The 22648-nt window shown below is 40.1% G+C and carries 15 protein-coding genes, 1 tRNA gene and 1 pseudogene; 9 read left to right on the top strand and 8 right to left on the bottom strand.

Annotated elements, in window-relative coordinates; genetic code table 11:
* Positions 1–56: 56 nt before the first annotated feature.
* Positions 57–3317 (bottom strand): glycosyl hydrolase family 18 protein, encoded by a 3261-nt coding sequence (locus tag BMW86_RS20205; protein ID WP_177189333.1) that lies wholly within the window; start codon positions 3315–3317, stop codon positions 57–59.
* A 306-nt stretch (positions 3318–3623) separates the two neighbouring features.
* Positions 3624–4457, bottom strand: a complete 834-nt coding sequence (locus tag BMW86_RS20200; RefSeq protein ID WP_089783757.1) for a CvfB family protein — start codon at positions 4455–4457, stop codon at positions 3624–3626.
* A 79-nt stretch (positions 4458–4536) separates the two neighbouring features.
* Here BMW86_RS20200 and BMW86_RS20195 point away from each other — a divergent pair, with 79 nt between their 5' ends.
* On the top strand, positions 4537–5490 hold the full coding sequence (locus BMW86_RS20195) for an ion channel (protein ID WP_089783756.1): 954 nt from the start codon (positions 4537–4539) through the stop codon (positions 5488–5490).
* On the opposite strand, the gene BMW86_RS20190 is transcribed toward BMW86_RS20195, so the two are convergent.
* Positions 5476–5979, bottom strand: a complete 504-nt coding sequence (locus BMW86_RS20190) for a YdeI/OmpD-associated family protein (protein ID WP_089783755.1) — start codon at positions 5977–5979, stop codon at positions 5476–5478. The genes BMW86_RS20195 and BMW86_RS20190 overlap by 15 nt on opposite strands.
* Positions 5980–6027: 48 nt before the next feature.
* Between BMW86_RS20190 and BMW86_RS20185 the strand changes: the two genes are divergently transcribed.
* Positions 6028–6534: a GNAT family N-acetyltransferase gene (locus BMW86_RS20185; RefSeq protein WP_089783754.1), complete on the top strand. Its 507-nt coding sequence runs from the start codon at positions 6028–6030 to the stop codon at positions 6532–6534.
* Here the strand turns inward: BMW86_RS20185 and BMW86_RS20180 are convergent.
* Positions 6531–8282, bottom strand: coding sequence for a glycoside hydrolase family 13 protein (locus BMW86_RS20180; RefSeq protein ID WP_089783753.1), 1752 nt, complete (start codon positions 8280–8282; stop codon positions 6531–6533). The genes BMW86_RS20185 and BMW86_RS20180 overlap by 4 nt on opposite strands.
* Before the next feature lie 149 nt (positions 8283–8431).
* On the opposite strand from BMW86_RS20180, the gene treY reads away from it, so the two are divergent.
* Positions 8432–11026 carry a malto-oligosyltrehalose synthase gene (gene treY / locus BMW86_RS20175; protein WP_089783752.1) on the top strand — a complete coding sequence of 865 codons (2595 nt, stop codon included), beginning with the start codon at positions 8432–8434 and terminating at the stop codon, positions 11024–11026.
* 57 nt (positions 11027–11083) lie between these two features.
* Positions 11084–11167: transfer RNA gene (locus BMW86_RS20170), tRNA-Leu, on the top strand.
* Between the two features lie 316 nt (positions 11168–11483).
* Here the strand turns inward: BMW86_RS20170 and BMW86_RS20160 are convergent.
* A pseudogene (locus tag BMW86_RS20160) lies at positions 11484–12235 on the bottom strand (integrase core domain-containing protein).
* Between the two features lie 984 nt (positions 12236–13219).
* Here BMW86_RS20160 and BMW86_RS20155 point away from each other — a divergent pair.
* The 3 genes from BMW86_RS20155 to BMW86_RS32875 all read left to right on the top strand — a co-directional run bounded on the left by BMW86_RS20155 (position 13220) and on the right by BMW86_RS32875 (position 17057).
* A complete protein-coding gene (locus tag BMW86_RS20155; protein WP_089783750.1) occupies positions 13220–14611 on the top strand; it encodes a zinc metalloprotease in 1392 nt (463 codons plus the stop codon).
* 110 nt (positions 14612–14721) lie between these two features.
* Complete coding sequence (locus tag BMW86_RS20150; protein ID WP_143056642.1) at positions 14722–15561, top strand: hypothetical protein; 840 nt, start codon at positions 14722–14724, stop codon at positions 15559–15561.
* A 1319-nt stretch (positions 15562–16880) separates the two neighbouring features.
* The gene (locus tag BMW86_RS32875; protein ID WP_177189332.1) at positions 16881–17057 is read left to right on the top strand and encodes a hypothetical protein; all 177 of its coding nucleotides are present in this window, start codon (positions 16881–16883) and stop codon (positions 17055–17057) included.
* A gap of 146 nt (positions 17058–17203) precedes the next feature.
* On the opposite strand, the gene BMW86_RS20145 is transcribed toward BMW86_RS32875, so the two are convergent.
* Positions 17204–17962: a DUF2321 domain-containing protein gene (locus BMW86_RS20145; RefSeq protein ID WP_089783748.1), complete on the bottom strand. Its 759-nt coding sequence runs from the start codon at positions 17960–17962 to the stop codon at positions 17204–17206.
* Positions 17963–18301: 339 nt separating this feature from the next.
* Here BMW86_RS20145 and BMW86_RS32585 point away from each other — a divergent pair, with 339 nt between their 5' ends.
* Positions 18302–18541, top strand: a complete 240-nt coding sequence (locus BMW86_RS32585; protein ID WP_143056641.1) for a hypothetical protein — start codon at positions 18302–18304, stop codon at positions 18539–18541.
* 100 nt (positions 18542–18641) lie between these two features.
* Here BMW86_RS32585 and BMW86_RS20140 read toward each other — a convergent pair whose 3' ends face one another.
* Positions 18642–19229, bottom strand: a complete 588-nt coding sequence (locus BMW86_RS20140; protein ID WP_089783747.1) for a hypothetical protein — start codon at positions 19227–19229, stop codon at positions 18642–18644.
* 203 nt (positions 19230–19432) lie between these two features.
* Between BMW86_RS20140 and BMW86_RS20135 the strand changes: the two genes are divergently transcribed.
* Entirely contained in the window at positions 19433–21430 is a 1998-nt protein-coding gene (locus BMW86_RS20135; protein ID WP_089783746.1) for a pentapeptide repeat-containing protein, read from the top strand.
* Positions 21431–21769: 339 nt separating this feature from the next.
* On the opposite strand, the gene BMW86_RS20130 is transcribed toward BMW86_RS20135, so the two are convergent.
* Positions 21770–22648 (bottom strand): reverse transcriptase domain-containing protein (locus BMW86_RS20130; protein ID WP_143056640.1); only part of this gene is annotated, 879 nt, incomplete at its 5' end.

Raw genomic sequence — 22648 nt, 5'->3', positions numbered from 1 at the left:
GAAAGCCGTAAACAGTTTACTCCTGACGAAGCAATCCGGTCAGTCCCTCTATACTCTTATTGTATTATTACTTTCTTAGTATAGCTGTTCTTACCATTGGTGATAACCATGATATAGAAACCGCTGGATACATTACCTGTAGATACTGACACTGTAGGCGCATTTACTTTCTTATATGCGACTACTCTCTTATTCACATCTACCATAGATACCTGTACTGGTGCAGTACCATCATATTTCTGTACGTTCACCGTTAAGGTAGTACCCTTTGTTACCGGGTTAGGATACACGAGTACACCGGTTGAAGTTTCCAGACTGATATCAGCTTTTGTTGCTGCTATTTTAGCCGCAGCAGCACTCACGATACCGTAGTTGAAATTCTCCCATCCCTGTGCTGTAGCACGGTTGCAGGTCATTGCTTTTGTACCGTTTTCTGAGGATACATACAGACCATTGTTACCACGCAAAGAGATGGTTCCATCTGCATTAGTGATCCAGTCAAACGCTTCCCAGCCCTGTACAGTAGCCCTGTTACAAGTAATGGTTTTAGTACCGTTCTCTGAAGAAACATATAATCCCTGGTTGCTGAGTGCCACTTTACCATTACCGGCATCTACTACAGTAAACTGTTCCCAGCCCTGTACGGTTGCCCTGTTACAATTCATACCAGCAGTATCTCCATCTTCAGAAGAAACGTATTGACCATTGAAGCCTTTCAGCCAGATAGTCTGACCAACAGGCGCTGTTGTAGTCGGAGGAGGTGTTGTACCACCACCTTTAGCTATTATAGCATCGTGGATAGCGCTTACCAGGGAGTTAGCACCGGTACCTTCATCACCGGAAAGTTCCCAGATCATGATACCACCGCCATTATCATAAGCAAAATTGGTTTTGTTCTTGATGGTAGTAATACCATTGTAACCATTATTGTTCCATACGTCTGCATAAGGACTTGCACCTTTCTGTAACAGTACATTATAGTTATCCCAGCTTGGACGGGCGTAGAAAGGAACACCTAAAATGGCTTTCTCTTTAGGTAATCCGCGACCAACCCAATAGTTGAGAGATTGTTGACCATAAGCATAAGTAGAGTGCTGGAAGTCGTTATAGTCATATGCCATCAGGTTTAAGAAGTCTACCTGTGCAAAAACTGCATTCAGGATACTTGCACCATCTGTACCTACAACAGCTGCTGTTAACAGTTTACCCTGTGCATGTAAAGCAGTGGCTAACTGTGTCATCAATGCCACATAGTTATTGGCAGAAGCACCATTATCAGGATATTCCCAGTCGATATCAGCACCATCCAAACCATACTGGTTGATGAGGTTGAGAACGTTGTTGGTGAAGTTTGTACGGTAAGTACTATTAGCAGCAAATGCTTCGAAAGCACCATCATTACCATTATTCCATCCACCTATAGAGATTTCTACTTTCACACCATTAGCATGTGCTTTGGTGATCAGGTTTCTTAATTTAGTGGCATCTTCAACAGCAGTTAAACCACCGGTGCTTGTTGGTAATATGAACGCATAGTTGATATGTGTGAGTTTACTGTACTGAACAGCATCTACACTACCTGCCCAGCTGGGCATATAACCTACTACCTTAAACGAAGAAGCGGCTGCCGCTGCTGCAACTCTTGCTGCTGCACTTACTTCACCATAAGCGAAGGCTTCCCATCCGCTTGGAGTCGTACGTGTGCAGGTCATTGCCTGTGTACCGTTTTCAGAAGATACATACAGACCATTACTGCCTCTCAGGAATACTTTACCATCTGTGGTAGGTACCCAGTCGAAAGCTTCCCATCCCTGTACAGTAGCCCTGTTACAGGTGATAGCCTGCTGACCGTCTTCAGAAGAAACAAATTTACCGTTATTGCTTAAAGCAATTTTACCGTTACCGGCATCTACAACCAGGAACTGTTCCCAGCCCTGTACGGTAGCTCTGTTACAGTTCATTCCTGTGGTAGCACCATCTTCGGAAGAAACGTATAAGTTATTGAATCCTCTCAGCCAGATAGTTTTGCCGATAGGTGCTGTAGTGTTAGTTGGCGGTGTACCAGGAGCAACAGCTGCGATGGTACTTGTATTTTTTACGTTGTTGGCGAACTTGATATTGTTGAGTACTGCGGCCATGTTGCCTGCACCATCCATTAGTGTAGGAGGATTGATACGCAGTAATGCAGGACTTTCGCCGGAAGTAGTACGTTTGTAAGTCCAGTGACACCAGCCTATACCCAGGCTGTTCATCGCTGCGATGTTTGCACTCAGCCAGCTGTTATTGTTTTCGCCGGTTTCACCTACCCATACAGGGCAGTTATTGGTGTTGCGGAAGTTCACAATATTTCCCAGCTCACTGATCTGGTTGATATCGCCACTTGTAGCGGTGGTGGAAGTAGAGTTACCGTAACGGTGCGCGTTGTACACTAAGTTGGTTCTGTTAGTGAACGTGAACGGCTCCATGTAGTTGTAGTTGTTACCGTAAGCATTACCTTCTACCATCAGCAGGTGGGTATCACCTAAAGCACGGATAGAGTTAATGAGTCTTTCGAACAGATCATGAATGGTCTGATTGGCAGGAACGTTATTAGGTTCATTGATCAGATCATAGAAAGCAACAGCATCGTTGTTGGTGTAATGAGCGGACAGTTTCTGCCAGAGGCGGTTAGTAATGTCGCGGTAAATGCTTCTGTTCCAAAGCCCATGTTCCTGACCGGGGAAGATGTCTGCGATGTTAAGGTCGGAACCCTGACCACCCGGAGCAGCATGCAGGTCTAAAATAACATACATGTTGTTGGCACTGGCCCATCTCAGCACGCTGTCTGCCAGACGGAAACCTTCCAGGTTAGGATCTGTAAACAGGGTGTTACCATTATACCAGCTGGTAAGGGAGCTGACATAACTTTCATAGTTGGCGTTGTTACGCGCCACGCCGTTACGCACTGCACGTTGCGCACTTGTGAGGAACAAGTCGTAGTGCATTGGTAAACGAACGCAATTGAATCCCAGAGAAGCGATATAGTCTATATCAGCTTTGGTGATAAAATTGTCGCGCCAGCTCTGGTAGAATGCTTCAACCTGGGCGTCGGTCTGGCCCTGGTTGTACAGACGTTGTTTAATAGACCATTGGGTCCCGTAACCGGAGTACCCTTCTTTGATCATGTAACCTTCCTGTAATAACCAGCCACCCAGGCCAACCCCTTTCAGGATTACTTCCTGGCCACTGGCGTTTACAATTTTTTTACCATCCGCATGCAGCCTGCTAAGCTGCGAAAAGGCTGGTGCTACCCCAAGGCATAGGGCTAGCAGTAACATGATACAGGTTAAAAATGATTGGTGCGCAAGACGTGGAATGTCGCGCAACCGGTTTGTGTAGCAGGTCATCATAGAGGGTGTGTTAAGGTTTTCAAATAAAAATGGTAGACAATAATAGTTCAGGTAGGAGTCGTGCGAGTGCCCAAAGAGTACTAAGCCTCTTTTACCCGTGATAGATATTATTTTATCATAATTTGATACAGATATAGGGGTGATATCAGGAGAAAGGGCTGTAAATCAAAATAGTATCATAAAAAGGACGGCCCGGAAGATTATCTTCCGGGCCGTCCTTTTATCTAAAAAAAATTATTCGTTTTCTTCCAGTTTGATCCCTGTTTGGGTGAAAGTGATCTTCCGGGCCTTATATAAGCTACCGGTGGTCATTTTAAAAGTCTTTTTACTCATACTGAAGAAATCATAGATCTCCTGGGGATCAGATTTATCGTGATAAGGCAGGTATCCGTTGTTCTCTTTCAGCAGGCGCAGGATCTTTTCTCCCTCGTTTTCAACACGGTTATAGCCTGGTAAACCAGTTACAACATCAATCTTATCTCCTTTTATAGATTTTACAAATCCTTTCAGTTTATCTCCTATATCTACCGGGCCAAAAGCCTCGTTGAAGTGCAGGACGCCGGTATGTTTCTGATTGATGATCACTACAAAACCGATCTCTGTACGGCGGTAAATGAGCAGATCTACGATATCCAGTTCCTTCAGTGTGAGGTCTTCATTGCTCAGGTAAGGGTCCAGCTTTTCAGTAGCAGCTACCCTTCCGGTCTGTTCATCAATATAAATCTTTACCAGGTAACTTTGTCCCGGGTGCATAGTCGTTAACTGTTTGGAAGCCGGTACAAACAGGTCTTTCATCAGGCCCCAATCCAGGAAAGCGCCCTGTTCAGTCACTCCGGTAGCTTTGAGGTTCACGATATCCCCCACTACCCCAAAAGGCTCCTGCATGGTAGCCGTAAGGCGGTTTTCAGAGTCATGATAGATGAATACTTTTAACTCATCACCCTTTTTTGCACCCGCAGGAACAAAACGGTTAGGCATTAAAATCTCCTGCTCTCCCCCATCCAGGAATAACCCGTAATCACTATCCTTCTTTACTCTTAACAGGTTGTATTCACCTACTTTATACATGAACTAAGTTATTTAGACAGCTGTAAAGGTACACAATTGAAAAACGAAAAGTAGATTTGCTGTGTAAACCACTCATTATATGGCTTTGCTTAAACGCATCAACCCATTTTCTAAAACGAATGAAGATACCGGCTTCAGTACCACCATCAGCAATTATGGGGGCCGGTTTGTGAACCGCGACGGGACCTACAACCTGCGTAAAGAAGGGCGTTCCGTATTGGACAGGTACAGTGTGTATCAGACGTTGCTGAATCTGCCGGCATGGAAATTTACCTGTGTACTGGTGATAACCTTCATCATGCTGAACCTGTTATATACGGCCATTTACCTGCTGATAGGAACAAACGAGCTGCAGGGTATTGCCACCCGATCGGCCTGGGGAACTTTTAAAGAAGTGTACTTTTTCAGTACGGAAACGTTTACCACTGTTGGTTACGGAAGGGTGAACCCGATTGGGGACAGGGCTAATTTCCTGGCCTCTATAGAGGCGATGAGCGGCTTTTTGTCCTTTGCGCTGGCAACTGGTCTTATGTACGGACGATTTGCCCGTCCTAAGGCTCATTTGGCCTTTAGCGACCATGCCGTAATAGCTCCTTACAAGGATGGGATGGCGTTAATGTTCCGCTTTGTGTGTTATAAAGACCACCATGCACTGACGGATGTGAATGTGCAGGTGAATATTGCAATGCTGGTACATGATGAAGGCCCGGCTGCTTACCGGTATTTTGACCTGAAACTGGAAAGAAGCAAGATTGAGAACTTACCGATGAACTGGACGGTGGTTCATCCTATTACAGCAGAAAGCCCGTTACTGGGTTTGAGTACAGAAGATTTACAAACAGCTGATGTGGAAATTTATGCCCTGATAAGAGGGTTCAGTGATGTATATTCCAACGTGGTACAGCAACGTACATCCTACACTTACGGTGAGATAAAATATAATAAGAAGTTTGTGCCTATGTACCGGGAAAGCAGTAGCGGAACAGTGCTGGAATTACAGAAGCTGAATAAGTCGGTATCAGTTTCTGTTTGATCTGATCATGGTGGGATAATCCTGTTTCCGGCTCATGGCAGTAACTGCCTGTGCAATACGTTTAGCCTTGGTCGGTTCTGTTTTTGCACTCTCTATCCATTTCATAAAATAATTACGGTGGCCTTTGGGTAATGAATTAAAATATTCAAAGGCTGCCGGTTCATCTTTCAGGCATTCTATAAATTCCGGGGAAGAAACGGGATCAGGGTTATTATCTACTGTTAATTGTACATCCAGTTTTGCGCCTAACTTTTTGGCAATACCTTTCCTTATATCGGCGTTTAACGCCATGATGAAACTACCATCTCCCATGGGCATTAATGCCACTGCAGCTATTTTAAAATTATCAAGTTTACCTTTTACACGGAAAGACTGCCTATGACCGGGTTTTAACTCCTCTGCAATATCAGCAGGCACAACGATATAGGTCCAGCCCGTCTTTTCTCCCATTTTTTCAAACCTTAATATCGTAGTCGTGTATTTAACCATCGGTGTTTTTTACTAAATTTATACAAATCTTCTGTTGAAATAAAATCTATGCTAATCTCTGAAACCGAACGACTGAGTATAAACGAGCTGACAGTTCAGGATGCCCCTTTTGTATTAACGTTGCTGAATACACCTACCTGGTTACGTTTTATCGGGGACAGAGGTATTAAAAATCTTGATGAAGCACGTAACTACCTGTTAAACGGACCAATCGCCAGTTATAAACGTCTTGGTTTTGGATTATACCTCATTAAACTGAAAGAAGGGGATATACCGGTAGGAATGAGTGGATTGATTAAAAGGGACGGCCTGGATGATGTGGATGTAGGCTTTGCTTTACATCCTGATTATACAGGAAAAGGATATGCATTTGAAGCTACTGCTGCGGTAATGACATATGCCCGGGAAGTATTGAAACTGAATATGGTGGTGGCTATTACTACGGAAGATAATACGCATTCCATTTCCCTGCTGCAGAAAATAGGGTTACATTATAAAAAAATGGTTACCCTGCCGGGTAACCAGAAAGAGTATATGTTATTTAGTTTGCCTTAAAATGCTACTTCTTTTTTTGTCTTCAATACCCTTTCGGCTCTGCGACTGACTACTTTGGATGGAGGCAACGGACCGAATATCAATGCCTGATATGGTTCCAGCGTTTTCAAGTTAAAAGTCAGCATATTATTTACCAGTGGTTCTATATCAGCGGCTAACTGGAAAGGTATGTCGTAATCAATTTTCTCTTTAGAGAAATTTAATACGATCAGCAACATTTCTTTATCCAGTGTACGTGTATATGTATATACCTGTGGATGTTTTTCATCATAGAGATCATATGTACCGTATACCAATGCAGGTGTATGTTTACGGAGTAATACCATCTGCCGGAAGAACTGTAATATTGAACGGTCATTACTGCTTGCAGCAGCTTCGTTGAGTGTAGTATAGTTATCGTTTATTTTCAACCAGGGTTTACCAGTGGTGAAACCTGCATTGATAGAGTCATCCCATTGAAAAGGTGTTCTGCCGTTATCACGGGCGCTGGTTTGCTGATCTTTCAGGAAACGTTCCAGGTCTTCTTTTTTACTCTGAAGATATTTGTACATATTGATCGTTTCAATATCCCTGTAATCTTCTATTTTATTAAATCTGATGTTCGTCATACCTATTTCATCTCCGTTGTAGAAGATAGGTGTTGCACGCATCGTGAGTAAGAAAGTCATCAGCATTTTTGCAGATACTTCCCTGAATTCTTCTGTATCATTTCCCCATCTGCTCACCATCCTCGGCTGATCATGATTTCCTAAATAAATCGTTCCCCATCCATCCTGTTCAAATACTTCGTCCCAGGCGGTGTATACTTTTTTTAGTTGCACCAGATCCGGGCCTTTAGGATCAGGGCGTTTGTATCCGTTTTTCTCATATCCCAGCATCATACCTTCGAAGTGATACAGCATATGCAATTGTTTACGATCTTCTTTTACAAAGAGTAATGCTTCATCGATGGTGATACCGGATGCTTCTGCCAGTGTGGTTACATCAAACCCATCCATTGTCTCTTTGCGCATCTCCTGCAGATAATCATGCAGGTGCGGGCCATGTGCGTAATATCCTGCCCAGTCGTTATTGTATTTATCTCTTACGAGGTTTCTTACATCAGGCCAGCTTGTATCTTTGGAAATATAACAGATAGCGTCCATCCTGAAACCATCTACTCCTTTTTTAAACCAGAAGCGCATGATTTCGTAAATGGCTTGTCTTGTTGCTGCATTTTCCCAGTTGATGTCGGGCATCTTCTCTGAGAAATAATGCAGATAGTAAGAGTTGGTAGCTTTGTTGTAAGTCCAGGCATTACCACTGGCATCAAAATGACTGTAACGGAAAGGCGGCGTTCCTTTTTCTGCAGGCCACCAATGGTAATAGTCATAGTAAGCGCTCTCCCGTGATTGTTTTGCTTCTTTAAACCAGGGGTGTTCATCGCTGGTATGGTTCACTACAAGGTCCATTAAGAGGCGGATTTTCCTGTCGTGGAGTCCTTTTAACAGCACATCAAAATCTTCCATGGTACCAAACTCTTTCATAATATCATAATAGTTGCTGATATCATAACCATTATCATCATTGGGAGATCCGTATACAGGGTTCAGCCATACCATGTCAATACCAAGGCTTTGCAGGTAATCCAGTTTTGAGATGATACCGGGAATATCCCCTATTCCATCTCCATTGCTATCTTTAAAACTTCTTGGGTAAATCTGATATATGACGCCTTCTTTCCACCAATTTTTTCCGGTTTCTGACATGGTTATAATTTTTCTATATTCCTTGCTGCAAAAACCCTGCAATAGTATTTTATCCCGTTTTTATGTTTCAGACTGTAGAATAACGTCGCATATATTCTACGTTATCAATATGCTGCATAGCTGGCATATTATTTTCACTACTGACATTTATGATGAATAAATATCCTTTTGCTGGGCCTGCCGGATCTTATAGTTCACCATCATCAACATACCGCTTACAGTTTCATGCAGGTTTTACATTTAAGCAGTTAGAAGAGATTATTGATTATCTGTACGATCTTGGTATTTCTACAATTTATGCGTCTCCTGTGTTTCAGGCAGCGCCTGGTAGTCGGCATGGTTATGATATTACGGAACCCCATCTTATCAATCCGGCTATTGGTACATTAGAAGAGTTACGCGTTATTCATCAGCGCTTGCAGGAGAAAGGGATGAGCTGGTTGCAGGATATTGTACCGAATCATATGGCGTATCATTCTACAAATACAAGGTTGTATGATGTGCTGGAGAGAGGGCCTTTATCACCTTATTATGAATATTTTGATATAGACTGGCATCATCCTTCTTTTGCAGGTAAGGTAATAGCACCTTTTTTGGCCAAAACACTGAAGGAATGTATTGCCGATGGGGAGATTAAATTATCTGTTTCAGGTAATGGTTTTAGTATTAATTATTTTGAGCAGGTATTTCCGTTATCGGTGTCTGCGTATGAAGTGCTTGTTGCTGCCGGTGATATTAAGCAGCTTATGAACGCTTTATATCAACAGGCCACAATTGGCACTAGTATGATTGACTGGGTTCAGCGTAAAAAAGAATTACTGGCACCGTTATTAGAATCCTCCTTATTGACTGATCTTATAGAAAGAATCAATAACAGCCCTACTCTGCTGGCCCAATTAGCGGAGCAGCAATATTACCAGCTTAGTACATGGAGTGAAGCTGATCATAATATCAATTACCGCCGGTTCTTTACCATAAATCAGCTGATAACTTTGCGTATGGAAACGTTACCTGTCTTTGAGGAATACCATACTTTCCTACATCGCCTTTACAGGGAAGAATTAATACAGGGCTTACGCATAGATCATATAGACGGGTTACGTGATCCGGCTTCTTATATACGTCAGTTACGCAGGATGTTTGGCAGTAGTTGTTATATTATTGCAGAGAAGATATTAGAAAGCCATGAGTCTTTCCCTTCTGACTGGTCATTGCAGGGTACCAGCGGATATGAATTCCTTTCATACACCAATCATCTTTTAACTGATCGTAAAGGTGAAATAATACTACGTCAGTTTTATCATGAATTATTACCTGCTACCCCTGATTATGAGGGAACTGTTTATGCTAAAAAAAGGCTGATTTTAGAGCAGTATATGGTGGGTGAATGGGACAACCTGGTGCGCTATGCTTACACACTAAAACTGGCGGATACACGTATTAACAGACAGAAGCTGAAAGAGGCGTTAGCGTTATTCATGCTTTGTTTACCAGTTTATCGTCTTTATCGCCCCTTTGATGAGGAGATTGTACGGGAGACATTTGAACGAGCGCGGGCGCGGAACCGTACTGTTGAGACTGAGATGGCGTTATTAGAGAGTTTTTTCGAAGATACTTCCGATAAAAACCGGCTATTATTTGTAGAGCGGCTGATGCAGTTTACAGGGCCTCTTACTGCCAAGGGTGTAGAGGATACAACTTTTTACGTGTACAATCCTTTGTTATCCTTTAATGAAGTAGGCGATAGCCCCGCTCCTGCCGACTTCTCTTTAGATGCCTTTCATAAGCGTTTATTAACCCGCCAGCTGCATACTCCTCAGTCTTTGAATACAACCAGCACTCACGATACCAAAAGAGGCGAGGATGCCCGTATAAGGCTTAATATGCTCACTCTCTTTCCTGTTGAGTGGAAAGCGTTAGTGACCCAATGGCGTAACCTTGGTTTTACCGGTGATTTAAATGACGAGTATTTCATTTATCAGTCTGTTATAGCGGGCTTTCCACCAGATGGCGTTGTTACTCCTGAGTATATAAAGCGTTTGCAGCAATACTTTATTAAAGCGGCGCGTGAGGCGAAAGTTAATACGCACTGGGCTACTCCTGATGAAACCTATGAAAAGGCCGGTACGGACTTCATCCAACAGATCCTTACAGATTCATCTTTTCTACACCCCCTGCGGGATTTCCTTTCTATTTTAGATGAACATGCTTTTATACACTCTCTTGTCCAGGTACTGGTAAAAATCACCGCTCCTGGTATCCCGGATATCTATCAGGGTTGCGAGTTATGGGACTACAGCTATGTAGATCCCGATAACCGCCGCCCGGTGGACTATACTATCCGGAAGGCTGCGCTTGCCTCCTTTACGTCCAAAGACTTCTCACTCTCTTATCTCTCTGCTAACCGCTCTTCGGGCTTACAAAAGCTATATCTCATCTGGAAAGCCTTGCCCTTACGCAAGCTGTATCCAGACCTCTTCCTCGAAGGAGATTACCTGCCCTTGCAGAGCAGTTCATCAGGAGTCCTGGCTTATGCGCGGGCTTACCGTAAGCAATGGTTGGTAGTCATCACCCCTCTCCCCGGCTTTTCTTCTGATACAGCAACGGTGTTATTACCTGCCGGGGCACCTTCCCGGTTCAGGAACGTTTTCACTAATGAAATCCTTGCTATCAAAGGGGTTTTATCTGTGTCTGCCATACTTAAACAATTCCCTGTGGCGCTACTTATCCATGAATCCGAATAAAAATTTGTTCATTTTAAAAAAGTGTTTACATTTGCAACCCTGACACGAAAAGGAGATGCCCAGATGGCGAAATTGGTAGACGCACTGTGTTCAGGTCGCAGCGCTCGCAAGGGTGTGCTGGTTCGAATCCAGTTCTGGGCACATAAAATGCAAGACCCGCTCATAGAGCGGGTCTTGCATTTTATGTTATCTCACTCTACTTTATAAGTATTTCATATTCAAGCTCAAATTGGTTCGATCAAGGGTAGACGAACTTAGTTTTCAATGATCTACCTGTTGCTTAGGCCCAATTGTACCTGACTGTTAGATAAAATCAGAGCCATTACACGTGATCCTTGGGATATCATTGACAATACGATTGCTGTAGTCAAAACATTAAAATTTCCTGGGGAAGGCGCTGCTGCCGCGTCATTCCCCTTACCCCCCATCCCGGCAGGGGTTTCTAACAATGGATACATCATGGTTTGGATTGTAGTTTTTTTCTGAGAACTTCATAAGGCATCTTTCCTTTTAAGACTGCATTGGGCCGATGGCAGTTATAGAATTTTTTCCACTCCTCTAATTTTTTGTCTATGTCTATATCATCTTTATACTCCAGTTGCTGATAAAATTCCTGTTTGTGTGTTAAATGCGAGCGCTCTACTTTTCCATTTAAATGAGGACTAGCTTTTCTAATATATACATGACGTATGCCTAAATCTTCGCAATGCCAATGAATTGAGCTTGAAATCTGTGTCCATTATCCGTTTGTATAGTATGTATCCGAAATGGGAATTTATCTCTTATATAGTCTATAAATTGAATTGCGCTATTCTGATTATGCTTAGGGTATATTTTTTATGCCCTGGCTCTTGTTGCATCATCAATGGCTGTATATTGAAACCGTTTGATTTCCTTGCCGGAAGACTTATCAGTGAAGGTTAAAAACTTAATATCAACCTATATTCTGTGACCAGGTACTTGTTTTTTATATGTTTTGAACTGCTCCATCGATCTTTTACGCTGATTTTGAGACAGCTTATTTACTCCATTTCTTTTAAGTACTCCATATACGCCTGCGGGTGAAACGGTTATATTATGATAGCGCTTTAGATACCAGGATATCCGTACCTGACCTAAGTGATAGATTGTTCTCAAGTGCATGATTTTCTCTTCAATATTTGTAGGAACACGGAGCTTAGGATTCTGAGGACAAGGTTTGCTATTAATTAGTGCTTCTTCACCATCTTTTTCATAATCTCTCTTCCATTTATAATACGTTTACCTTGATACACCGAAGTATCTACATGTTTTGGAAATGTTGCCGGTTTCCTTACCATGCTGTATTACTCTGAGTTTTCTACGAATGTCTGATAGTTCTTTTGGACTCATGTTTAAACATTTGATTGACAAGATGAAAACTGTCAATCAAAGTCTAAATTTCCATAGAAATTTACTGCAGTCATGTAAGGCTGGATTCTTTTTAGAACTGTGTTCAGACAATAGCTCTAGTAGCGGATTTTCTGTTCTACAGGATTTAAAGCCATTTTATAAGTTATTTATAATCATATCTCGATAGGTTCGATTCTGAATTTCCTCTTCGTCTCTCTCGCTATATGTAATATCGAATCTTATTGGCCAAGAGTAATTTTGATCTTTTTTACAAGCCTTACACAACTCATCATTTGGAGTATGTCTATACATATCATAAACCTCTTAGCTTATTGCTTTTTAAAGGTCACTTCATTCTTGATATAATACATATAATTTGTGAAGTTTAAATCACGCAGTGTGTTTCAATTCGACTTCAAATTTTCGGCTCTTCAATTTATATCATCATAAGTATTAGGAGTATTCTTCGATCAACCCCATAACATACTCTCCCGTAAATTTGGATAACCCGATTCAGTATCCTGTGGCTTGTTAAAATGATTAATAAACAACGGTATTGTAAGCATCTAGTTTTAGGGATAATCTAATCCTTCTCATCCAAATAATTTTCACTAATGACAAACACTAATAAAGACATTCGGAGAAAAATTTCAGACCACTGAAACAAGAAAAATACAAACTAGTTGGTATTGTTGTTAGATCTAAATTCAAGCATCTTTGTTTTTAGACATATAGACAAGTAATTGCGGATTAATGAGGAATGGTGATAAATACTAGCAATTCTGACAAGAATATTTTGTATTGTAAATTAAAATATATCTTATGCTCAAACTTATACTCATATTGATATTCTGTTGCCTAAGTTTTTTAGTCCATTCCCAGCGAAATTGTGGAACAGAGCCGTATAAACAAAATATCATACGAAACTATCCAGAGTTATCCTCTCGTTATGGACGAACCAATTCCGATTCTTTGCTGAACGAAAAGTTGAGTAGGTTAACAGGAATGATAAAAATTCCAGTGGTTGTGCATGTTGTGTACAATGCGTCAGAGGAAAATTTACCTGATTCGTTAATAAAGTCGCAGATATCTCAACTTAATCTGGATTTCTCCGCGAAAAATAAGGATATAATAAATGTTCCGGAAATATTTAAAGATAGGATAGCTGATTGCCAAATTGAGTTTGTCCTTCATTCTATAAATCGAATTAAGACAAACAAAAGACAATTCCTTATTCAATCGCGCAAGGATGGTAATGGCTATAAAGTTTATAGTCCTAGTTATGAACCGATTAAATTCTCCTATTTGGGAGGTGTCGATGCATTACCTTGTACCCAATATTTAAATATTTGGGTGGGAAATATTACGGATGGTAGTGATGGGCAATTATTAGGTTATGCAGCATTCCCAGGAGGATTGTGTGAATATGACGGAGTAGTTATCTACTACAAATGTTTTGGGGTACCATCTCCATATAGACCATACGACAAAGGTAGAACATTAACGCATGAATTAGCGCATTGGCTTAATCTGCGTCATATTGGCGGTGACACTTACGGAGGTTGTGGTGATGATCTTGTCGCCGACACTCCTCCACAAAAGGGCGGGTCGGATGAAGGAAACAAAGGCAACGGATATGGTCAAAATTACGGATGTCCTAACCATCCTATGGTTTATAATCCTGAATGCCCAGAAACTGTGGCCGAAATGTTTATGAACTATATGGATTACGTAGATGATGCCTGCATGTGCATGTTTACAAAGAAACAGAAGGACAGAATGCGTAGCTTGTTTGTAGAAGGCGGAGACAGATCTCATTTTATGAATAATGACGTTGCAAACCGGCAGCTATTGGTAAGTGATAACAGACGGACAGACATATTTACACCTACAATTGTGGAATTTAAAAAGTATTTCCGATGCAAACCGATCCATGATACTTGTCGTTACGGATTTGTTTTTTGGACTGAGATAGATGGAGCTAAGGAGTACAATGTCCTAGCCAAAAAGGTGAAATCTAATATCTGGAAAACTATAACAACAACGAATAATTACATTAAACTTGGAGGACTTGGCTCACACATTCTATATGAGATAAAAGTGCAGGCGGTTCTGACTGATGAAAGCCAGTCAGCTGAGAGCACTTCTTTCGTTTTCAACTTAAAAGGGAATAACCCATTTAGTCGATTCAGAAAACTCCAATTGATACGATAATATTACAATCTCTTATTGTTTAAATCGAAAATATTTACATTAATATCAATGCCTCATACGGAGGTGTTCAACGAAAAATTATTTTCTATTAATTAATGAACTCCATCATTATGAAATTCTTGATCACATGTATTCTTTGCCTCTTATCTCTCAATGCGTTCACACAGCAATTCATTCCCACTCAAATTAGGCCATCGGGCGCCTTAAATCTGGGAGCGAATAGGAAGGATGCATCTGTGGTAAATCCAATTGATATAGATATCTTAGGTATCGGAGGCGCAAACGACATTACCAACTCGCAGAACTTAGGAGGTAGCTTAGCATTAGGCGCTTATATAGCCTTCCAAAAAAAGAAAGACAATACGAGGTGGTCACACCACGCTGTCTATATTCTGTATAATGCTAGGGCAGGAAACTCAGCGGATACAAGTGTTGTTGCCAGAACCTTTCTATTCCCAGACATAGGAAAAAGGGACTTGACACTCGGATATGAATGGTTAATCAAACTAGGAAGCGGAGATGCGCCATGGAGATTGATACCTTTTGTAGAGTTTTCATTTAATCGGAATATTTATACACCTTCGAAAGATTCCATCTTAAAATTTCATTCTACAAATTTCTCAATAGGGGCCAAAATAGATCTTAGAAGGGACTTCACTCTGGGGGCTATAACTAAACAATTTGGGTTTACTTTTTACCCATATTATCAGCTGATTGCAACAGAACCCAAAGACTTCAGTATTAGAAATGAAATGCTAGGTGAAAAAGCACTGCCTCCTACGTTTCACACTATTGGATTTAACACATCCTTGCAGGTTGCAGAACTGGGGCTTTTTGCAAATTATAAGCAGATTTTAAACAACACTGAAAATATTGGCAACAGAGACTTGCAAGGCGGAATTCTGGTTGTTGGGGCGTTGATATCTACTAGTATATTCAAGTTAAATTAGTGGGCGCACAAGGTTTTATCGTAGCTCTTTTTTCCTAATTTTGACTCTTGCTGATTTATGACAACGTACCAATATCTTAATTGGAATAGGCAACGAAACGTACTTATCTAGGTCAGGATTTCATCTTTCACCAAGGTTCTTTTCGAAACATACAAACCTTTGTAAATTGTTTTGGAAGAATCGGATCAAGAAATTGTTATTGTGTGAAAGACCGAATCCACTATCAAATGATAGTAAACTTGCGGAAATCAGACGTTTTATAAATTTCGTAGTCTCAAGGGATTTAGAAATGGGAACTAGACTCATCTACTATTGTAATCATAGCTTTAGTGAAACTAATTCTCTCATAATCAGTAATACTTGGTTCGAAAATACTCTACCATTCACCATTGGGCACTTGAAAAATCACCGTAGGTACTGATAAAACAGTGTTTACGTGGATTTTTAATTATATCGCAGTTTGAAAAATATCACATTTTGCTACGTTTTACCGCCTATTTTGGCGTACAATTGGTGAACATTATAGCGAGCACTATTTCTATTTCACAACGGATTCCCGCGACGGATTTAATGTATGGCATTATTTCGAATGGGGCAAAGGCGCTGGCCGGCGTAAAGCAAGAGGAATTTATGCTTGGGCAAAGCCTAAAACTATGAACAGAAGGAATATTACAAAGAGGCTCTTTCCATTCTGGAAGCCAGGAGATCTCAACTAGTAATAGAAAAACAGTCTGTTTCAGTGGGGATATTCCAGTCCATAAGATTAACGACAATATTTTCGACTACTATCAAGAGTATATTAACAACAACGAAGGTTTTGGCAATCGAAGCTTATCTGCAACCCTGTTCCCTGGCACAGCATTAATCTTTTATTTTCATTTCGTTATATTCGGTTTCTAAAAATTTATTATGGATAACTTCATTAAAGAGTTCGAAGAATCATTGCATCACTTACTGGAAAATCATTACCCTGACTATGAATTTCACGATGTCTGATTTTATTTTATTCGATTATAACAAAGAGAACCGTCGAATCGAGGCTAGATTTGGAAACTCATTCCCAGATAATGAAAGGATGAGAGCTGACGTTCGAAATGTTTTTCTGACTATTGGAATGCTCAGCGGTTATAACGTATCTCTTTATTAGGGTAAATCAGGGAAATCATTACATTCTTTACCATCAAGTAACCTTCATGCAACTTTAGTTTGCTGCTACTTCTACAAAATCAATTACTTATAACCCTTAACCTTGTATTAACTTTCCTGATTTTTGAATTGATTTATTTAGCGCGTTACCTTGTGTCCTTAAATCATTTTATATGTCTGAATTAACAAGAACAATTAAAGAGGCGGTTAAAACTGCGCACACCTTTACAGATTCCATCGAAGGAACTGGTTTGAAGTCTATATCTCGTCAAGCAATTATGGAGAATAGTAAGTTAGTGCTGATGGTGTTTGGAAAGGGATGCTTATATTACAGGAAAGAGAGGAAGTAAGAATTCCTGCAGATCAATTTGAAGTTTATTTGCTTCATCTCAGCTTTGATAAAACTGATGTGTAAATAACAAATCCGCACTAGTTGGGGTTTGCTATTTTATGTAATCGGTACCTTTGCAATGATCTCATCCTTTTCTTTTCAGACTTAATGCCCTTTGGGAATAATGTTTACAATTACGTTAAATCCGGTTTCATTTTTTGATAAATCACTTTCAATTCCTTTAGGATTGCTTATATAACCTTCTGGATCATACACAAAGCAATACAGGATTTTACAGCCAAAATTATTTTTATAATGTGCAATGTCAATAATAAGTTGTTCTCCAAGCTGCTTTGCTTTCAGCCCAGTTCTTGTTTTTTTGACTTCAATTATTATCTGTTCATCTTTTAATAAGAAGTCAGATCGAGTCGAACTACCAGCATAACTGGGATTCCATTCTTCAGGTCTAATATCATCAAAATATATTTTAAGAAGAGAATGTAATAAATCTTGTACATCGTATTCATCGTTAATGTCTAAAGTAGGTCTATCGTTGTGTCGTTGCCTAAGTTGCTTAACTATTAAATGAAATCTATCACATAGCACACCAATTAGAAATGTTGCATCTTTTTCAACATTTGTTGGGTTTGATAATTCTTTTATTTTTTGTTTCTTTTCTCTCCAAGGGAAATCTGCACCACAATTATCGCAGATGTTAGGGACTGGTGTAGATCTACCTGATAAGTCAATAACATTCTCATAAATCATGTGTCCTTTAATATCTTTAGCACATGAAGGGCAAGTATGAATGGTTTTTTCACCACAGGTTGTACAAAATTTCTTTCGGAATTCAGGAGAGCTATAATATCGGTCGGTTATTTGATGACCATTTAAACATACTTCTTGAGTGTCTTGTTTTGCCATTAACAGTTAAAAATTAATTTAATATTTTATTACAGTAATCTGTTACGCAGCGGACATTACCAATATAGAAAGATTTCAGTATTGTTCTAATTCCATCTATTTATTCTGCCTTCTGATTAATTTAAGACTTTAATATATTTCACAGTCTACCGATATCTTAATATAAACTTTATAATCCTTCGTAAAAGCAGAATAGAAACTATTAGGAATTAATTTAGATTTATATCATTCTTAAGTGTAACAAATGTTATGACTATTTTGTTTACCTGAATCTGTCATATCAAGATTTGAATTATAAAACATTACAATATCATTCGATGTAATCAACTATCAGTTGCTTTGAGTCGCTATTGCCTTGATGAGGCCAAGTACTCCCTGTTTGAGTGTGCTCATGGTGAAAAGATAATGGTAACACTCAACTCTCTGGCCACACGACTTGAACCGGAAACTTCCAGGACGCCTGGTGCTGATTATGTTATGCGAATGGTTCGCAGGTTTACCGGCGACTATGATGATAAATCCGAAGCACAGAAAAAAGAACGTGAAACAAAGGAGGAATACCAGATCCTATATTTGTAATATTAGACCGGAACACTACCAACGATATGAGCAAATGGTAAGGTCGTTCTGGTTACTTCTGTAAAGCCCGTTTTAATTGTCGTTTACTATCTCATTGATTTTATATCAAGTTTCGTCCAGCGTACTCACCTAATTTTGTTACCAAATATTCAATAAACTTCTCCGCTGCTATTTTCTTAACAAATTGGTAAAGGCAAAGAAATTTACTTGACCTATGATCATTCTTTGTATCATCATTTTTTAATTTATCAATGTAATCTTCCATTTTTTGGTATAGCTCGTCAAAAGCGAACATTATATTCGATTGTTCAAGTTCAGCGATTTCAACATCCACAGCATCTCGGTCAACCAGTTTAAAGAATAAAACGAACGGCAGATTCTGGGCAGGGAGTATGTCAAACATATGAAGAAAAATGTCATTGAAAGCGTTTAGCTGTCTTTTATTATCAGAATGTAAATAGAATACAGAAAGATCGTGTCCAGCCAAACGGTCCAGGCGTGCAAATCCTCCTTGCGAACGTAAAACCTGTTTAATAGCACTATCATGGAAGTCATAAAGTATAAATGCAAACGCCTTTGCTCTGCCATTCTTTAAGTGCTCTTCACAAATCGCAATAAATCTGGTTAAGAAGGTGTCAAACGAATGTCCAATTCCTTCACCTTGTCCTTGTTCAAATATTGGTATCATAGATTCTGTATTTTGGGCTATGTTATACTGCCGCTTGGAGTTCGTACTACTTAAGACAGCTCTCACAAATTTATATTCCTAGAATCACCTGAAAAATACCAACTACTTTGTATTTCTCCATCCCAGCTCTGATCAAGTAGAGGGTAATATAAACTATGTAACCTAATTTCCCTATATTTAATAACAAATACCGCTGACCCCAAATGGCAAATCCAACACACGTAAAACTTGTGCATGAAGGTGCTGAATCGCTTTTAAGGTGGAGAGAACGGAATAAAGATATAAGGCTTGATTTAACAGGTGCCAATCTTTCCGGAATAAACCTGGAAAATGCAAGCCTAGAGAACACCCGTTTAGACGGAGCAAATCTATCAAAAACCAATCTGATGTTTGCCAGGTTGAAACATGTTAGAATGATGCGAACCGATTTATCTGAATCCAACCTGGAAGGAGCCGATCTATCAGATGGGTATTTATATGGATGCAAGTTTCGTAACTCTTTTTTGAGAAATGCTAATTTGCAATCGTGTAGTATGTATTCTTGCGACTTAGAAGATGCCGATTTGGATGAGTCTAATCTTACTGGCATTGTATTTTCTGGATGTAACCTTCTCGGAATAGACTTTAAAAATAAAAACCTGGCCGCAGGCCATTTTTCTAATTCCTATTTAGCTTCGCCTGACTTCTCTTTCTCAAATCTATCAATGACTTATTTCTCAGAGATTGATTTGTCAAATGCCATTTTTAAGAAGACCTATTTGTTAAAGGCTTCGTTTCAAAATGTGAACCTTACTAAAGCTGATTTCTCCGGTGCTGATCTTAGGTATGTAACTATCAAACGATCAGTTTTGCCGGATTCTATTTTTATAGATGCTCATCTTAGTGATGCAGATCTAAGATACTCCAACTTATACCGCGCAAACTTCACTAATGCTCACTTGGCTCATGCAGACCTAAGAGGATGCAATTTTCAAGAAGCCCTTCTAATCGGCGCCAATCTTGAAGAAGCGAAATTAGAAACGACAAACCTTACTTCCACAGATCTTTCGTACGCCAACATTAAAGGAACCAATTTCTGGCATGCGATACTAGAAGATATTAAATCCACTGGCATCGATTTATCAGTAGCAGTGACAGAACAATCTACATTGCCTTCCAGTTTTGATAATACAGTTATGTACCGGGTGCAAGAGCCTGACAAACTCAATTACGCAGTAGTAGAGGTCTTTTATGGTACAAACCGGGAACCGTTAAATTCCTCGGTCTCGTCTTCTGAATTCGGGATTATGCGGGGCCAATTATCCTTTGGAAAATGCGAAGTAAGCATCCCCAGAGATCATAGATTAGGAAAGCTGGAAGCGCCCTCCATTTTCCGGTTGGAATTCAGGCAAGATCCGCAAAAGCATATCGTATTACTTAAAACTCTTCTTGAAAAGGAAGAACAGTTCGTGAGATCTTTAACAACCAAATGGAGGAATGCAAAAAAACAGGAAGCCATAGTATTTATCCATGGTTACAATGTTTCTTTTGAAGATGCGGCCCGCAGATCGGCCCAGATCCATTACGATCTGGCATTTGAGGGTATTTCCTTATTTTTTAGCTGGCCGTCAGAAGTAGCAACCGTTAATTACACCGTGGATGAAGCAAATATTGAATACGCAGAGCCAGACCTGGCTACCTTCCTGAACCTTGTAGTTCAAGTTTGTGGTATTAACACAGTTCACATTTTGGCACATAGTATGGGTAACCGGGCTCTTTTAAGAGTACTGGCCTCCATAGCAGAAAATTCTATCGTCACCGACAGGCAACATTTAACCTTTAACCAGATAATGCTGGCCGCTCCGGATGTAGACCAGGGGCATTTCACCAATTTGCTTAAAAAGATACTCCATTTTGCTCACCGCTTTACCTTGTATGCATCAGAAAATGACAAGGCACTTCTGCTGTCTAAAAAAATACACCGATACCCCAGGGCGGGAGATGCAGGAGACAACATTGTAATTATTGAGCAAATGGACAGTATTGATGTATCGCAGCTTGATACTGACTTCCTCGGTCATTCCTATTATGGGGATCATAAATCTCTGATTTGTGATATTTTCAACCTTTTACGCCACAAATCTCCTCCGGAGGAAAGATTTGGCCTTATTAAAGTGCAATCTTCCAAAGGATGTTATTGGCAGTTCAGAATTGGAATGTAAGGTTCTGGAAACAAGAAGGTCAGATTCTTATTTTAATCCCTGAATAAAAACGAGCTTTCATAACTCGAATGTCATTGAGTTGGTTGTCAATCGCAGCCTAAAGACGCTTTCTCCTATTTGCTCTATTATGGGTTATAGCATGATCAAATGAAAATGTGCTAGTACCTACAATAGGTTATTTTGCTGTAAAAGATATACTTGATACGTCTGAATTAAATTGGCGCTACAATACCAATCTACTAACTATCAATACCAATTGGTTCCGGGTAGAGCGGTTCGTTACCTCCCCGCTCCCCCACAGACCTGTGCGAGCAGATTTCCTGCACACGGTTCCTCTATTTATGGCTTTGCTAATTGATGACTGTGATAGATTTTCGGTCTTACAAGAGGTATCCATTCTGTAGTCAGCTTTGCAATTTTATTCCACGTCCAGACACGCTTACCGCCACGATGGTTTAACCATTTATGGAGCAAATGTTTTGTCCGGTTATAGTACGTGTGTAGCTTTCTATAGTTAAAGGTCATACCGTAATAAGCATAATGGCCGCGTAGCTTTTGGTTCAGTTCTTTCATAAGTTCCGCAATGGGAAGTTTATGTCTATAAAACTTAATCCAATCACTCAATCGTTTCAATGACAGATTCAGCTTCTTACTGCTTGTTTTGCGTTTCAGAATAAGTTTTCCTTTCCTGCTTTTACTCATGTAATGCGTAAAGCCTAAAAAGTCAAACGTTTTCTTTGGATGTTTATCCTCTCCCTCTACTTCTCCCAGATCTATCAATCTAGTCTTTTCAGGGTGAAGTGTCAATCCAAATTTTCCTAATCGCTTTGGTAGTACTTCCATCACACGCAATGCATCTTCCTTGTTAGTAAAACCTAACAGAAAGTCATCTGCAAAGCGGATGATAAAGCTGTTACCTTTCAGTAATCGCTGGATTTGTTCTTTGAACCATTCGTCCAGAACATAGTGTAGAAAAACGTTACTGATCAACGGAGAGATGCTACCTCCCTGAGGTGTACCTTCCGTTGGATACATCACTTGTCCGTTTTCTAATATTCCAGCCTTCAGCCATTTATCGATCATTTTCCTGATCACGCCATCTTTTATCTTCAGGTCAAGGAATTCCCGCAGGCATTGGTGATTGATACTCCCAAAGTAGTTTTGCATGTCTGCGTCTATAATGTAGCGCATCCTGTTCATACTAACTTCTCTTGACAG

Origin of the sequence: Chitinophaga sp. YR573 (genome assembly GCF_900110995.1) — a bacterium.
GTDB lineage: Bacteria > Bacteroidota > Bacteroidia > Chitinophagales > Chitinophagaceae > Chitinophaga.
Note: the sequence above shows the minus strand (reverse complement) of the source record. Positions and strands in the feature narration are given on the sequence as shown.